This is a genomic window from Verrucomicrobiales bacterium (genome assembly GCA_016793885.1).
Taxonomy (GTDB): Bacteria; Verrucomicrobiota; Verrucomicrobiia; order Limisphaerales; family UBA11320; genus UBA11320.
In genome coordinates, this window is record JAEUHE010000159.1 from 1 (window position 1) to 14,964 (window position 14,964).

8 protein-coding genes are annotated in these 14,964 nt (G+C 59.6%); 5 read left to right on the forward strand and 3 right to left on the reverse strand.

Annotation, left to right across the window (positions count from 1 at the left end; genetic code table 11):
• Positions 1 to 258 precede the first annotated feature (258 nt).
• Complete coding sequence (locus tag JNN07_18450) at positions 259 to 2,109, reverse strand: LTA synthase family protein (GenBank protein ID MBL9169728.1); 1,851 nt, start codon at positions 2,107 to 2,109, stop codon at positions 259 to 261.
• Between the two features lie 446 nt (positions 2,110 to 2,555).
• Positions 2,556 to 3,482: a polyprenyl synthetase family protein gene (locus JNN07_18455; protein MBL9169729.1), complete on the reverse strand. Its 927-nt coding sequence runs from the start codon at positions 3,480 to 3,482 to the stop codon at positions 2,556 to 2,558.
• Positions 3,483 to 3,936: 454 nt separating this feature from the next.
• On the opposite strand from JNN07_18455, the gene JNN07_18460 reads away from it, so the two are divergent.
• The 5 genes from JNN07_18460 (at position 3,937) to JNN07_18480 (ending at position 13,529) form a co-directional block, all read left to right on the forward strand.
• Entirely contained in the window at positions 3,937 to 6,810 is a 2,874-nt protein-coding gene (locus JNN07_18460; protein MBL9169730.1) for a PSD1 domain-containing protein, read from the forward strand.
• Positions 6,807 to 8,309, forward strand: coding sequence for a DUF1501 domain-containing protein (locus JNN07_18465; protein ID MBL9169731.1), 1,503 nt, complete (start codon positions 6,807 to 6,809; stop codon positions 8,307 to 8,309). Before JNN07_18460 ends, JNN07_18465 begins: the two co-directional genes overlap by 4 nt.
• A gap of 11 nt (positions 8,310 to 8,320) precedes the next feature.
• The gene (locus JNN07_18470) at positions 8,321 to 8,779 is read left to right on the forward strand and encodes a hypothetical protein (protein ID MBL9169732.1); all 459 of its coding nucleotides are present in this window, start codon (positions 8,321 to 8,323) and stop codon (positions 8,777 to 8,779) included.
• Positions 8,780 to 9,019: 240 nt separating this feature from the next.
• Complete coding sequence (locus JNN07_18475; protein MBL9169733.1) at positions 9,020 to 12,058, forward strand: DUF1553 domain-containing protein; 3,039 nt, start codon at positions 9,020 to 9,022, stop codon at positions 12,056 to 12,058.
• A gap of 1 nt (position 12,059) precedes the next feature.
• Positions 12,060 to 13,529, forward strand: coding sequence for a DUF1501 domain-containing protein (locus JNN07_18480; GenBank protein MBL9169734.1), 1,470 nt, complete (start codon positions 12,060 to 12,062; stop codon positions 13,527 to 13,529).
• Between the two features lie 116 nt (positions 13,530 to 13,645).
• Here the strand turns inward: JNN07_18480 and JNN07_18485 are convergent, their stop codons facing one another.
• Positions 13,646 to 14,281, reverse strand: coding sequence for a hypothetical protein (locus JNN07_18485; GenBank protein ID MBL9169735.1), 636 nt, complete (start codon positions 14,279 to 14,281; stop codon positions 13,646 to 13,648).
• Positions 14,282 to 14,964 lie beyond the last annotated feature (683 nt).

Consider the following 14,964-nt stretch of genomic DNA (forward strand, 5'->3'; position numbering starts at 1 on the left):
AGCGCAACCCGCGATGGGGTTGTGAGAAAACAACGACTAACCCAGGGTAGGCGCTCCTGCGTCGCGCCAACCCTGGGCTTTGAGCCGGAATCCCTTTGGGATTCTAACATTTGGTCGAAGAACTTGTGGGTAATGCTTAGGTCGTGCCACCGCGCTCCATAGGGGGTGTCGGCTTCAGGTTGTCGTAGTCCTTATCGACTTCTGCGTCCAGTCTGCGTGAGGAAACGTCCACGGAGGGATGCCGCTACGACTTGGAGTTCAGCGCAGTTGCGGAGGCGCGACTCCGGTCAGCGCAGGCGGCTCGAGACTGAATCGCCTGCGCATGTAGAGCTCGTCGGCGGTTTGAAACAGGGCAGTCCCATCGAGAGCCAGTTCGCGATCGATTTCGTCGGGATGTGCCACCCGCTTCAGAGCGCCTTCTTTGGCGCTGCCGTGGTAGTACTCGATCTTTTTGTTAAGGCTGAAGACTACCATTCTGTTCGCCGTCGCGATGCCGATATCCCGGTTGTGATTCAACACCACGCGGCCGGTAGGGATCGGGTCATTCAGTAGGTTACGGCCGTAGAACATGGACTCGTACGGGCGCCCCAGCAATCCCAGCAAGGTTGGCGTCACGTCCAATTGAGATCCGAGCTGCGAAAGCCGCTTAGGCTGCTTCACGACGGCTGGTCCGAGCACCAGGAAAGGGATTTCGTAGGAGTGCATGGGGATGCTTTGACTGCCATAGACTCGGGCTCCGTGATCGGCCACTACCACAAAGACGGTGTTGGTCCAGAAGCGTTCCTTCTTGGCGGCGGCGAAAAACTGTCCCAAGGCCCAGTCCGTGTATTTGACTGCGTGGTTTCGCCGGCGCAGACCAGGATCCTCGGAAATGTGACCAGGCGGATAGGTGTAGGGCTTGTGGTTGCTCACGGACAATACGGTTGCCAGAAACGGTTGTCCGGATTGGTTCATTGTCCGGCACTCTTGCAGGACGCGCTGGTAGAGATCCTCGTTGCTGACACCCCAAGCGGTGGTAAAGGCTGGATCGGCAAAATCTTTTTGTTCGATGAAGCGCTCGTAGCCGTTGTGGATGGAAAAGGAGCGCATGCTATCGAAGCGACCACTGCCGCCGTAGAGAAAGGCGGTGCGGTAACCGTCCCGCTGCAGCACTCGGGCGATCGTCTCGACATTCTCTGACCGATCCCTTTTCACGATCGAATCCCCTGGCAGGGGCGGGAACGAGGAGAGCACCCCTTCGAAGCCGCGGACCGTGCGGTTCCCAGTGGCGTACATATTGACGAAGAACAAGCCTTCCGCCGAGAGCTTGTCTAGTTCCGGCGTTAGGGTGGCCTCCTTACGGCCCAGGGATCCAAAGAACTCCGAACCTAGGCTTTCTTCCAAAAAGATGAGAACGTTGTAGCGAGGCTGGGAGGCATCGCCGGCGATGCGTCGTGCAATCGAGTCCCTTCGGGAGGTGAAGGTGGCACCCGGTTCGGCTAACATTTGTCGTGTCCGCGAGAAAGCGTCGTCGCGAGACATCGCCGGGTAAAATGCGGCATAATCCAAGTTTCGCGACCAGGCGGCCGTCGTGACCGAGATCATGGAATTGTTGGCCAGCTCGTTCAGGAGTCGCTCGTGGCTGAGCCGGTTCGGAGTTAATCCCACCGTCATGGCGAGGATGGCAAAAAGTCCCACTCCGATAGAAAGTCTCCACCCATCTCCGCGGCGCGGGGATGGCACACTCCACCACTGTCGGGTCAGCCACCATCCGGTGAGCCCGGCCGTCACCGCTACCAGCAAGCATCCGGTGAGCACGGCGACCAGGGGATAGCTTTCCCAGATATTTACAAAGACCTCGTGAGGATAAAGCAAATAGTCGATCGCCACCGTGTTGAAGCGGGACTTGAATTCATCGAAGAAAAAGAACTCTGCCACCAGGAGAAAGCCGAAGACGGCCCACGCCACGCCGTAGGCCGTCACCCACACCCAGTGGTGGAACCGGGTAACAAACAGTCGTTGGGGGCAGAGCGTGAACCAGGCCAGCAGCGGGAGGGTCAGTCCAACTGACACCAGCAGGTCGCGAAGGAATCCGCTTAGAAAGCATTTGAGATATTCCGAGGCTGGCATGGGGGTCTCGGGCTGAAAGCACAGAGCCAGAACAATCCGCATCACGGTAAACGAGCCGAAGAGAGCCAACCCGTGGATTAGGCACAGCCGGGTTCTGGGAGAGAGCCACCCCCCCTTTACCGAGGCTTTCGACCTTCTCGGCACCGGCGGAGCGGGTGAAGCGGTGACGGAAGAGTGGGACTCACGGTTCATTGAACGATATTCGGCCTGCTGTGGGTGACAAATGGGTTAAAGCTTGATGACAGTGTTGTCATGGCAGGTCAATGGGAAACGGCCCCGTGGGGGTGGGAAGGAGCCCGAGTTTTAAACCGCAAAGGACGCAAAGGACGCGATAGGGAAACGGAGGAAGTACATGTACAGAATTCTTCTTTCCTCTACGGACATAGCGTTCGCGGTTCAACAGCTCCCGGAGTAGTTCCGGAAATCTGTCTTACACCCAGGTGGGACTAGCGATCTCTCTGGAGGAGATAGGCGGCCAAGGATTCCAATGCGATGGCCTTCCCCTTGAACGTCTTCAAAGCGGCAAAGGCCCGCTCGGTGAGCTTCTTCGCTTCCTTCTTGGATTTCTCCAGTCCAAGGAGAGATGGATAGGTAGCCTTCTGGGCGACCGTGTCCTTCCCGGCTGTCTTCCCCAGTTTCTCGGTCGTTTGCGTGACGTCGAGAATGTCGTCGATGATTTGGAAGGCCAAGCCCACGTTGTAGCCGAAGTCGGTCAACGCTTTTAGCTGAGCTGAACTGCAACGAGCGCTCATCCCTCCGAGTCGTACGGAGCAGGCCAGCAGGGCTGAGGTTTTACGTTCGTGGATGTAGCGCAGTTCCGACAAGGGTAATTTCTTGCCTTCCCCTTCGAGGTCGGCGACTTGCCCGGCAATCAGTTGGAGCGAACCTGAGGCACGTGCCAGTTCCAGCACCAAGTCGGACGCGGAGTAGCGCGTGTTTTTTCCACTGAGGGCGAGGATCTCGAAAGCCTGAGTGAGGAGCGCGTCGCCAGCCAGGACCGCAATGCCTTCTCCGAATACCTTGTGATTGGTCGGCTTGCCGCGACGAAAGTCATCGTCATCCATGGCCGGCAGATCGTCGTGGATGAGGGAGTAGGTATGGATGCATTCCACAGCACAGGCCATGGGTAGGGCATCGGACCAATCTCCACCGCAGGCCTCGGCGGCGGCCAGGCAGAGGGCGGGACGCATGCGTTTCCCGCCAGCGAACAATGAATAGCGCATGGCTTGGTGGATCGTGCCCGGCTTGGTCTTGGCCTTCGGCAGAAAACGGTCCAGCGCACCGTCCACCTCGCGGCAAGCTTTGGAAACGAAGGAATCCAGGGAGAAAGAGGTCGTTTGAGCGGCGGACTGGGTTCGTGGTTTGGCAGACATCGGCGGCGTTTCTACCAGCCCTTGCCAGTTAGGAAAGTCCAAACCGCCGGATTTCTCCCTGTCGGATGTGATTGTTCCGGGTGAGGACAACGGGGATTCCCCTCCGGGGTGCCCGAAAAGCGGCAGAGGGCTACGGCACTCCAAAACGCTCCGCGATGCAGTTTGGCTATATGGAGTGCGGCAGCCCTCTGCCGCTTTGTCCCCCCAGCGGAGCTGGGATCCCCCTCCGGGGGCGCTGAAAAGCTGTAGAGGGCTACAGCACTCCAAAGCACTTCGCGACGAAGCGGGGCGATTACGATTACGATTACGGGAGGAAGGGGGTAGATCATCTGCCCCCCCGAACGGGGGGATGGAGGTTGGAAGGTGGGCGGTCCATAGTAGTTTAGGAATCCACCTTCCGGCGGGGTGATTTTATCTTTCACTTGGATGGGGATTCCTGCTCCATACGATGAACATGAAACGTCTTGATTCGAAACCCCAAGGCAGGGGTTGGGTTGGGAAAATATCGCTCGCCTGCCTGACGCTGCTGGCGGCGGTTGATCCTGCGGTCTCCGCTGTCCCGGTTGATGTTTCTAAACTCCCGTCGGCCGCCACTCGCAAGGTGGACTTCGCGACGGATATCGAACCCATTTTCAAGTCGAGTTGCGTGTCCTGTCACGGGGCCGAGAAGCAGAAGGGCGGCTATCGCTTGGACTCTAAAGCGGCAGCCTTTCGCGGCGGTGAGACCTATACGGCTCCGATCTTGGCCGGCGATAGTTCAGCCAGCCCCTTAGTCCATCTGGTCGCGGGGTTGGTCGCCGATTCGAAAATGCCGGCCAAGGGAGATCCGCTGAGCGCGGAGCAGATTGGATTGATCCGGGCGTGGATCGACCAAGGTGCGGCCTGGCCTGAATCGACACAATCCGAAGTGGACCCTATCGCTTCCCATTGGGCCTTTCAGCCCGTAAAACGTCCGTCCGTTCCATCGGTGGTCGCTCGGCCGTCCGTGGCCAATCCCATCGATGCTTTCATCTTGGCGAGCCTCGCCGAAAAGAATCTCGATCTGTCTCCCGAGGCCGATCCCGTGACGCTCATCCGTCGGCTCTACCTGGTGATGCTCGGTATGCCGCCCACCCCGGACGAGGTTGCCGCCTACCTGGCTGACGCCTCGCCGGGTGCCTTTGAACGGCTGGTGGATAAAGTTCTGGAGGACCCGCGCTACGGCGAGAGATGGGGAAGACACTGGCTGGACGTGATCCGGTTTGCTGAGACCAATGGATTTGAGACCAATCGCGAACGTCCCAATGCGTGGAAATTCCGCGATTACGTTATCGCCGCCTTCAACCGCGACCTGCCGTATGACCGTTTCATTCGGGAACAAATCGCCGGGGATTCTCTTGGAGTTGATGTTGCCACTGGCTTTTTGGTAGGCGGGCCGGTCGATATCGTGGGTAGTCCGGACATCGTGCTGACCTCCCAGCAGCGGGCGGACGAGATTGACGATATGGTCGGTACCACCGGAACGGCCTTCCTCGGACTGACCGTCGGATGCGCTCGCTGTCATTCCCACAAATTTGATCCCATCTCTCAGCGGGAATACTATTCGCTGTCCGCGGTTTATTCAGGAGTGCGGCACGGAGAGCGGGCGATGCCGCTGGCGCCGGAGCGGCAGCAGGAAGTCGCCAAGAACGAGGCGCTGATTCAGGAGTTGGAGAAGAAACTTGAGCCGTTCATTGCCAAGGCGTCGATCGTTCCCGCTTCGACGAACGCGGCCAGCAAGGGCCGACGACCCGCCGTGAACGCGGTGCTCAACGAGGAGGTTCTGACGCCGATCGAAGCGAAGTTTATTCGCTTTACGATTCTGGCCAGCTCGGGTGGCGAGCCGGCGATCGACGAATTGGAGGTATGGGCCGGGGGGCGGAACGTGGCCCTGGCCACCAACGGAACCAAGCCCAGCGCGTCGGGAACTCTCCCCGGCTATGAGATTCACAAGCTGGAGCATGTGAACGATGGTCGGCCCGGTAACAGCCGCTCCTGGATCTCGAGCGAAGCAGGCCGCGGTTGGGTGCAATTGGAACTCCCCAAGATCGAGCGGATCGAGAAGGTGGTTTGGGGCCGCGACCGCGATGGTGGATTCGGGGATCGGGTGGCGACGTCCTACCGGATCGAGACCGCTCGACAGCCGGGCGAGTGGCAGTTGGTGGCCAGCTCCGATGACCGGGAACCTTTCAAGGGACGAATCGAAAAGCCGGCGGGACCTATGTATGTCTTCGACCACGTTTCCCCCGCGCAGGCCGCCAAGGGACGTCAGTGGCTGACCGAGTTGGAAGCGGCCCGCCAACAGCGCGGGGTTCTGGCCAAGTCCCCGATGGTTTACGCCGGCACCTTCTCGCAGCCTGGGCCGACGTATCGCCTCCATCGCGGCGATCCGATGCTCAAGCGCGAGGTGGTTACCCCGGGCACTCTGGCGGTGTTTAAGCCGCTGACTTTGGCCACCAATACTCCGGAACCGGAGCGTCGGCTCAAGCTGGCCGAGTGGATCTCGAGTCCGGAGAATCCTCTCACGCCCCGCGTGATCATGAATCGGCTGTGGCAGCATCAGTTCGGAGTAGGGCTTGTCAGCACGCCTAATGATTTTGGAAAAAACGGCGTCCGGCCGACTCACCCCGAGCTGTTGGATTGGCTGGCCAGCGAGTTGGTGGCCAAAGGTTGGAGTTTGAAGTCCCTTCAGCGGCAGATTCTGACCTCAGCCACCTGGCGTCAGTCCAGCGCGCCGCGCGCGGAGGGCTTGAAGGTGGATGCCAGCAGCCGTTTGCTCTGGCGCTTTCCTCCCCGACGCCTCGAAGCGGAGGCGATTCGCGACAGCATTCTGGCGGTGAGCGGGAACCTGGATCGATCGGCCGGCGGTCCCAGCTTCTTCCTGCATGATGTCGATCGGGAGAATGTCTACCATTATCACCCCAAGGAGACGTTCACCGCTGCGGAGACGCGTCGTATGGTCTATGCCTTCAAGGTCCGAATGGAACAGGATGGCATTTTCGGTTCTTTTGATTGTCCGGATGGCAGTTTGGTGATGCCCAAGCGCAGCGTCTCCACCACACCCCTGCAGGCTCTCAATCTGTTCAATAGCCGCTTCATTTTACAGCAGGCGGATCAACTCACTTCACGTCTCAAGACTGAGGCGGGCGACGATTCGGCCAACCAGGTGCGCCGGGCCTGGCAGCTCGCCTTCAACCGCTCGCCCGGACCGGAAGAGGTCCATGAGGCGGTTGCCTTGATGAAAGAAGAGGGGTTGCCTTCCCTTTGCCGGGCTGTTCTCAACGCCAACGAGTTTCTGTTTATCCCATGAACTTACCTCCGGGCTTTTTCTCGAATCCTCTGCTCAACCGCCGGCGTTTCATGGCCGACTCCGGGATTGGGTTGGGTGCCATCGCTCTGACACATCTTCTCTCGAAGCAGGGTTTGCTTGGGGCGAACTCCGCCAAACGGGAGCCGATCCGCCCCATCATCCATCCCGGGCATCCTTACGCTGCCCGGAAGCCCCATTTTCAAGAGAAGGCCAAGAACGTGCTGCTCATCTTCTGCAGCGGTGCTTGCAGCCAGGTAGACACGTTCGACTATAAACCCGAGCTAATCCGACGTCACGGACAGCCCATGCCCGGCAAGGAAAAGCTGATCACGTTTCAGGGAGAGCAAGGGGCGCTGACCAAGAGTCCCTGGGAGTTTCGTCCACGGGGACAGAGCGGCAAGATGGTTTCGGATCTGTTGCCCCACCTCGGTGAATTGGCCGATGAGATGTGTTTCATTCACTCCATGCAGGGGAAAACCAACACCCATGGGCCGGGTGAGAATTTCATGTCCACTTGCAACGCGCTGGATGGTTTTCCGAGCCTGGGCGCGTGGGCGACCTATGCCCTGGGCAGCGAGGAGCAGAGCCTGCCCGCCTACGTGGCGATTCCCGACCCGCGGGGCAAGCCGCAGAACAGTGTGAACAATTGGGGACCGGGGTTTCTGCCGGCGGCCTTCCAAGGCACGGAGTTCAACGCGACGAACCCGATTCGAAACCTGGCTCGGCCTGGATCGATCTCGGCGGCGAACGATATCGCCACTCGTCGATTCTTGCAGCGGATGAATGAGCGTCATGCCGAGCGCTTCCCGGGGGATTCGGAACTGGCGGCTCGCATTGCGAGCTATGAACTGGCCGCTCGCATGCAGCTCACGGTTCCGGAAGTCGCTGACCTCTCGAGCGAGCCAGCTCACGTGCTCAAGCTTTACGGAGCAGACGAGGGTGGCTCCAAAACCAACGAGATTCGCTCCGCTTACGCCCGTAATTGCATTTTGGCGCGTCGATTGGTCGAAAAGGGAGTCCGATTCGTTCAACTGTTCAATGGGGCGTACCAAACCGGCGGGGAAGGAACCAGCAACTGGGATGGTCACAAGGAGTTGCTCAAACAGTATAGTCTGCACGGTCCGGTGTTGGACAAGCCGACCGCTGGATTGTTGATCGATCTCAAACAACGCGGGTTGCTGGAGCATACCCTGGTGGTGTGGTGCACCGAGTTTGGTCGTATGCCCACGTTTCAGAAGGGATCCCAGGGACGCGATCACAACCCGGCCGGATTTACCTGTTGGATGGCGGGCGCGGGCGTCAAAAAGGGCTTCAGCTATGGCGCCACGGACGAGTTCGGCTACAAGTCGGTCGAGAACATCGTTACGGTCTACGATCTTCATGCGACGATCCTCCATCTGCTTGGTTTGGACCACGAGCGTCTGACCTATTATCATAACGGACTCGAGCGTCGGCTCACGGATGTTCACGGCGAGGTGGTGAAAGAAGTTCTGGTCTGACTTCTCCTCACATGCCGCCGAATCCCCAGACTTTGGCTGCCCGCATTGTGAAAGGCCATCGGGTGGCCTCCGGGCTGAATGGCAATCCGCGATTTCCGGGAGGAACCATGCGGATGCAGATCCCGCATTTCTTGGCGCTGGGTCTGGATCTTCGATACCTCTATCCGGGGACGTTGAATGTGAGTATTGCCCCGAAGCGGTATCGGGTGGTGCGCCCTCGTTATTCGTTTCCGGCCTTGAAGTGGCATCCGATCGAGCCGGCTGAGGATTTTTCGTTCTTCGACGCGCGCCTCGTGCGACCGGGCCATACGCCGGTAGAAGGGTTCGTCTACTATCCTCACCCGGAGACCAAGCCAGAGCACTTTCAGAGTCCGGATGTTTTGGAGCTTTTGTTTCCCCGGGTGGAAGGGCTTGAGTATGGGATGGTGATTGCGCTGGAGGTTCCCGCGGAGCAGATGCTTTTTGAGTGAGCGGGGGAAAGGGGGACTGGGTGGCCCACGGAACACGCGGAGTACACGGATCAAGAATGAAACCAACCATCCCCCAGTGATCTTCTCCCCATTAGAGTCTTCTCCGTGTGATCTGTGTGCTCCGCGGGCAACAATTCGGATCCTGAAATGTTCGGGTTTGCTCCACTTTCTACTGTGGGTGCTCTTCTCGAGCTGGACCTCGTGCCTAAGGTGGTGGATGATCCTAGCGCTGTTCTGATCATGAAGAAACCGCTTACCGTAGTGTCCTCGGTCATGTGGGCTTTGCTGCTCTCGCTACAGATGCAGGCGGCTGAGAACGATTTCTTTGAGAAACGCATTCGTCCGGCGCGGGATGCTTGGATATGGCGAACTCCTTCAAGGCAGTCTGTCCCTCAGGTGGAAGGCCATTCGGCTGCGACCGACGTGGATCGCTTTCTCTATGCCAAGCTGGAATCCAAGGGTCTTGGTGCGGCAGGGCCGGCCGACGAGGCCACGTGGCTCCGGCGAGTCCATTTCGCCATTACCGGGCTGCCGCCGACTCGCGACGATCTGCAGACGTTCCTCGCTGACACCAAGATCGATGCGGGTGCCCGGGAACGCGTGGTGGATCGGCTGCTGGGATCTCCTCACTTCGGGGAGCGCTGGGCTCGGCATTGGATGGATCTGATGCGGTATGCAGAGTCGCGCGGTCATGAGAGCGATTTCGCCATTGCGAACGCCTGGCAGTATCGCGATTACCTGATTCGGGCGTTCAACTCTGATGTGCTCTACAAGCAATTTGTCTTGGAGCATGTCGCTGGAGATCTGTTGCCTGCCCCTCGGCTGCAGACCGGTAGCGAACTCAACGAGTCGGTCCTAGCCACCGGCTGGGCTTTCCTGGGGGAGGAAGTGCATTCGCCGGTGGATATCCGACAGGACGAGTGCGAGCGGATCGATAACAAGGTCGATGTCTTCAGTAAGACTTTTCTTGGGCTCACGGTTTCGTGTGCCCGCTGTCACGATCACAAGTTTGATCCGATCCGGACCGATGACTATTACGCGCTTGCTGGCTTCATGCTGGGGTCGAGTTTTCGTCAGGTTCGATTCGAGGCCATGGAGAACAACCGCAAGATGGCGGCGGAGCTGGCGGATTGGCGTGGGCGGTATGCTCCCCGTTTGCTGAAATCGGTGATCGCCCGTCGCGAATCCGGAGTTGCAGGCATTGCCGAGAACTTGATGGCTGCCGCTCAGGCCCTCACTGCGGGTGGACTGACGGAGGGAGCGCCAGCCAAGGAATCCGCTCGTCTTCAACCCTGGCTGCTGCACCTCAGTCAAGCGGCCACGAATCCTGGCGCACTGTTGCACCGGTTCGCCACTGCGGCATTGGATTCAAAACGCGACCAGGCCGGCCGGTTCGCCGGAGGCACACCCGCTCCTGCCTCCAGCGCGTCGGTTGCTTTGCCCAAGGGAGCGCGAGTGATCGCGGACTACACCCAGGCTGACGCTCAACCATGGAAGGTGGATGGGGAAGCGTTCGGCTCCCGGCCTCTCCGCGTAGGCGAGGTGGTTCTGGGTATGGATACGACGAATCCGGTTGCGAAGGTGATGCCCTATGGTGCGGCCACTCGCGACGTGTTTTGGAATCGTTTGAAGGCGGCCCCCGGCAATGAGAATGATTCGGGTCGGCTGGGTGCTACGGGTCGCGCGGGTCAGATGCTGCGCACGCCCACGGTGACCTTAGGGGTGGGCAAGATTCACGTGTTGCTCAAAGGCAAAGCGCGGGTTTACGCCGCTGTGGATTCCCACTTGATGAACGAGGGGCCTCTCCACGGTCAGCTCGCACAAACCATGAGCAGCGGGATGAGTTTGGAGCCGCTCTGGGTTACACAAGACCTGAGCTCCTACTCGGGACACCGGATGCACTTGGAATTCGGGCCGGATGGTGCAGGGGAATTGGAAGTGCTGATGGCGGTTGAATCGGCCGACCAGCCCACTTGGCGACCGTCGTTGCAACTGGAGCCTGGGCCGTCCGTTAGATCCCTGAGTGACTTCGCTCACGAGATTCAGGCGGCGGCGGCCGGTGTTTTGGAGGCGGTGCAGCGCGGCGATTCGGCTGTGGATGGGCTCACTTCAAAGCAGGCGCTCCTGCTGAATTGGTTGGTCCAAAATTCGAGCTTGTTCGAGCCCGCCTCGGGGTCGGGAGCTTTCGATTTAGCCAGGGAGTTCGTCGCGGGGCAGAGCGCGATTGCGAGCCGAGTTCGTTGGGAATCACGAACGGCGGTTTCCTGGTTCGATGGCACGGGTGTTGATGAGTTCGTTTTGGTACGCGGCAAGCCTTTCAAACAGGGGGCTCTCTCGCCGCGCAGTCTTCCGGTGGCCTTCGCGACGGCTAAGCCCATCGACACCTCGGTTTCGAGCGGGCGGTATCAACTGGCCCAACAGCTCGTCGATCCAACGAATCCTTTGCTCTCACGCACGATAGTCAATCGCGTGTGGCATCATGTCTTCGTACGGGGGATCGTGCCCACCGTGGACAACTTTGGTGCCCTGGGCGAGCCGCCGACTCACCCCGAGCTTCTGGACCATCTGGCCTGGCAGTTCATGCATGAAGACGGCTGGTCGGTGAAGCGCTTGATCCGTCGGCTGGTGTTGACGGAAGCGTTCGCCCGGAGCAGTCATATCAGAGGGGGGCGTAACGAGGAGATCGATCCTGCGAATGTTTTCCTCCATCGAATGCCGGTGCGGCGTCTGGAGGGTGAGGCCATTCGCGATGCTCTGCTCGCGGTTTCGGGGCGCCTGAATCCGATCGTGGGCGGTCCCCCGGTTCCGGTGCACCTGACGGAATTTTTGGTCGGTCGCGGCCGGCCCGAGGGCAGCGGTCCATTGGATGGGGACGGGCGGCGCAGTGTCTACACGGCAATGCGACGCAATTTCATTCCCACGTTGATGCAGACCTTTGACATGCCAACTCCTTTTAGCACGGTGGGCAAACGGAACGTGACCAATGTGCCCGCTCAGTCTCTCGCGCTGATGAATGACCCTCTTTTCCATGAGCAGTCAGCGGTGTGGGCCAGGCGGCTCCTGCGCGAGACTCAAGGTGCTGACGCCGTAGGCCGGATTCGATGGTTGTACGAAACCGCCTATGCCCGGTTGCCGGGGGAAGCCGAGATCCAAGCCTGCTTGGACTCACTCGGCGAACTTCGGCGGCTTCACGGTGCGGCCGACCAGGAGAGCGTCGAGGTTTGGGGGGATCTGTGCCACGCGCTGCTGAACGCCAACGATTTCATTTACCTGAAGTGATATGAAGCCCAACCACTCTTCGACGTTGTTTCTGGATCCGCGCCTGAGTCGGCGCGAGTTGCTGCGTCGAGCGTCCAACGGGTTTGGTGCGATGGCGATGGCGGCCCTGCTGGGCGGCAAGGCTTCGTCGGTGCAGGCGGCTCTGAACGGGGTAGCCTCGGCTCGTCGGCCTCTCGAGCCCGGGCCGTCTCATTTCCCGGGGAAGGCTCGGAGCGTGATCTTCCTCTTTATGGAAGGCGCGGTGTCTCAGGTCGACAGCTTCGACTACAAGCCAATGCTGGAGAAGTATCATGGCCAGGATCCGCGAAAAGCGATCGGCAAGCTGGAGAAGACCCAGTTTGAGAATATCGGGAAGGTTCTCAAGTCCCCTTGGAAATTTCAGCAGCACGGGCAGTCAGGTCTGTGGGTGAGCGATCTGTTTCCGCACATCGCCCGACAGGCGGACGACCTGTGTGTGGTGCGATCGTTGACCTCGACATTTCCTGAGCACACCAGCGCCAACTATTTTTTGCATAGTGGGATTGGGTTGCAGGGACGTCCTAGCATGGGGGCGTGGGTCACCTACGGGCTGGGCAGTTCGACGGACGATTTGCCGGGGTACGTCGTGTTGAACGGCGGGCAGATTCCATCGGGCGGATTGGATAACTTTGGCAGCGGATTCCTGCCGGCGACCTACCAAGGTTCCTTGCTTCACGCCAAGGGAACCCCGCTGGCCAATGTGGTGCCGGGCGAGAAGACAGCCCAGCTCCAGGAGGCCAAGCGTCGCTTGGTGGGGCGGTTGAACCGGCAGAGCCTTAACGAATCGGGCGGATCGGATGCGTTGGAATCGGCCATCACGAACTACGAGTTGGCGGCGCGGATGCAGGTGGCCATTCCGGAGCTGATGGATTTGAGCGGCGAGAGCGAGGCGACCAAGCAGTTGTATGGGTTGGATGCGGCCTACGAGCACACCCGCACTTATGCGCGAGAGTGTCTGCTCGCGCGTCGGTTGGTGGAGCGCGGCGTCCGGTTTGTCGAGCTCACGATTCCGATGGTGGATGGCTATCAGCGGTGGGATGCGCATGGCGGCTTGGTGAAGAACCACGGCGACAACGCCCGGGCGATCGATCAGCCGATCGCTGGCTTGTTGATGGATCTGAAGCAGCGCGGTCTGCTCGACGACACCCTGGTGGTCTGGGCCGGGGAGTTTGGGCGAACTCCGTTCGCGCAGGGCAGCGATGGACGGGACCACAACGAGTTCGGTTTCAGCGTCTGGCTAGCGGGCGGGGGTGTAAAACCGGGCATCGCCTATGGAGCGACCGACGAGTGGGGGTATCGGGCGGTAGAGAATGTCGTGGAGATGCATGACCTGCATGCGACGATCCTCCATTTGCTTGGCATGGACCACACTCGATTGACCTACCGTTTTGGCGGACGTGATATCCGTCTGACCGACGTTCATGGAAACGTGGTGACGGGGATCTTGGGGTAGAGACAGCTGAGGCGTGGACTAGCGGCCAGACTTTGGGCGTCGGGCTTAGTGCATCAAACGAAAGCGGCGAGCTGCGTTATCCGCCGCTCGCCGCTCACGTGGTCCCAATGGATTCTCTAGTTGCCAGCGAAGATCACATTGCCAAGGCTATCCTTGATAAGAACGCCGGCAACCGAGTCACCCGGGATGATGAAGAGCTTCTCCGAGCAGGAACCCGAACCTCCGGCGATAATGATCGCGTTGCTGGTGTAAGGATAGAGAGGGGCTGTTCCCACCACATCCACGTAGAGGACAGTGCCATCCGCAACGTTGAGCGAGCTGACCTGGACGTTGACCGTCAGGTCGAGGAGCGTGGGGTAGTAGGGATCGATCTGGTAGGATCCAGTGCATACTGGCAGCACATCGTTAATCGGTCCCACCGCCGTATAGGTCAACGTGGCCGCCATGATCGGAGTGGTCGCGGGTGCGGGTTCCGGGGTCGGAGCAGGTGCCGGAGTGGTCGACTTTTTGCCGCCACCACCTCCGCCTTTGCTGCCACCACCGTTTCCCCCTCCACCTTTAACTACGGTTCCGCCTTTGTCGTCGATGGGAGTGACAACCTTTGGAGCTGTGCTTTTGCTTCCACCACCACCACCACCGCCACCGCCGTTGCCGCCGGCGGCATAGCCTGAGGTGTAAGTCATCTGATGGCAGAGGGCGATGATCGCCACGGTTGCAATCGGGCCGGTCAAGAATTTCTGAATGAGTTTCATAGGCAAACGCTGTATGTATTGAGTTTGAACCCGATCCGAACCTTCGTTTGGTGTTCCGCACGGAGCCACACTCTGCTCAGTCTAGGTTTGTGGATTGGTCTTTAGCACTGGGTATGCCACGTGTTGGATCAGAGGAATCCGCCGTCCGTGTTAGCCAGCGGAAAGGTCAGAAAAACGGCGCTGAAGCTTGAGGAAAACCGGGACACTGCGCTTCTATGTTCCGATAGCAGATTGGTTCGTTTTTCGAAAACGAGTTGCCTCGGGACTAGAGAATTGGGCCCTTAGGCCCATTGAGATGGGGCCAAGGAGCCCAAGCATTTCGGAGTTCTTGCTCCGAGAGTTAAGTTTTGGAGTGCTGTAGCCCTCTACAGCTTTTCGGGCACCCCCGGAGGGGGATCCCAGCTCCGCTGGGGGGACCAAAGCGGCCGAGGGCTGCCGCACTCCATATAGTCCGACTGCCTCGCGAAGCGTTTGGAGTGCTGTAGCCCTCCACAGCTTTTCGGGCACCCCCGGAGGGGGATCCCAGCTCCGCTGGGGGGGCAAAGCGGCAGAGGGCTCTAAGCATTACCCACAAGTTCTTCGACCAAATGTTAGAATCCCAAAGGGATTCCGGCTCAAAGCCCAGGGTTGGCGCGACGCAGGAGCGCCTACCCTGGGTTAGTCGTGGTTTTCTCACAACCCCA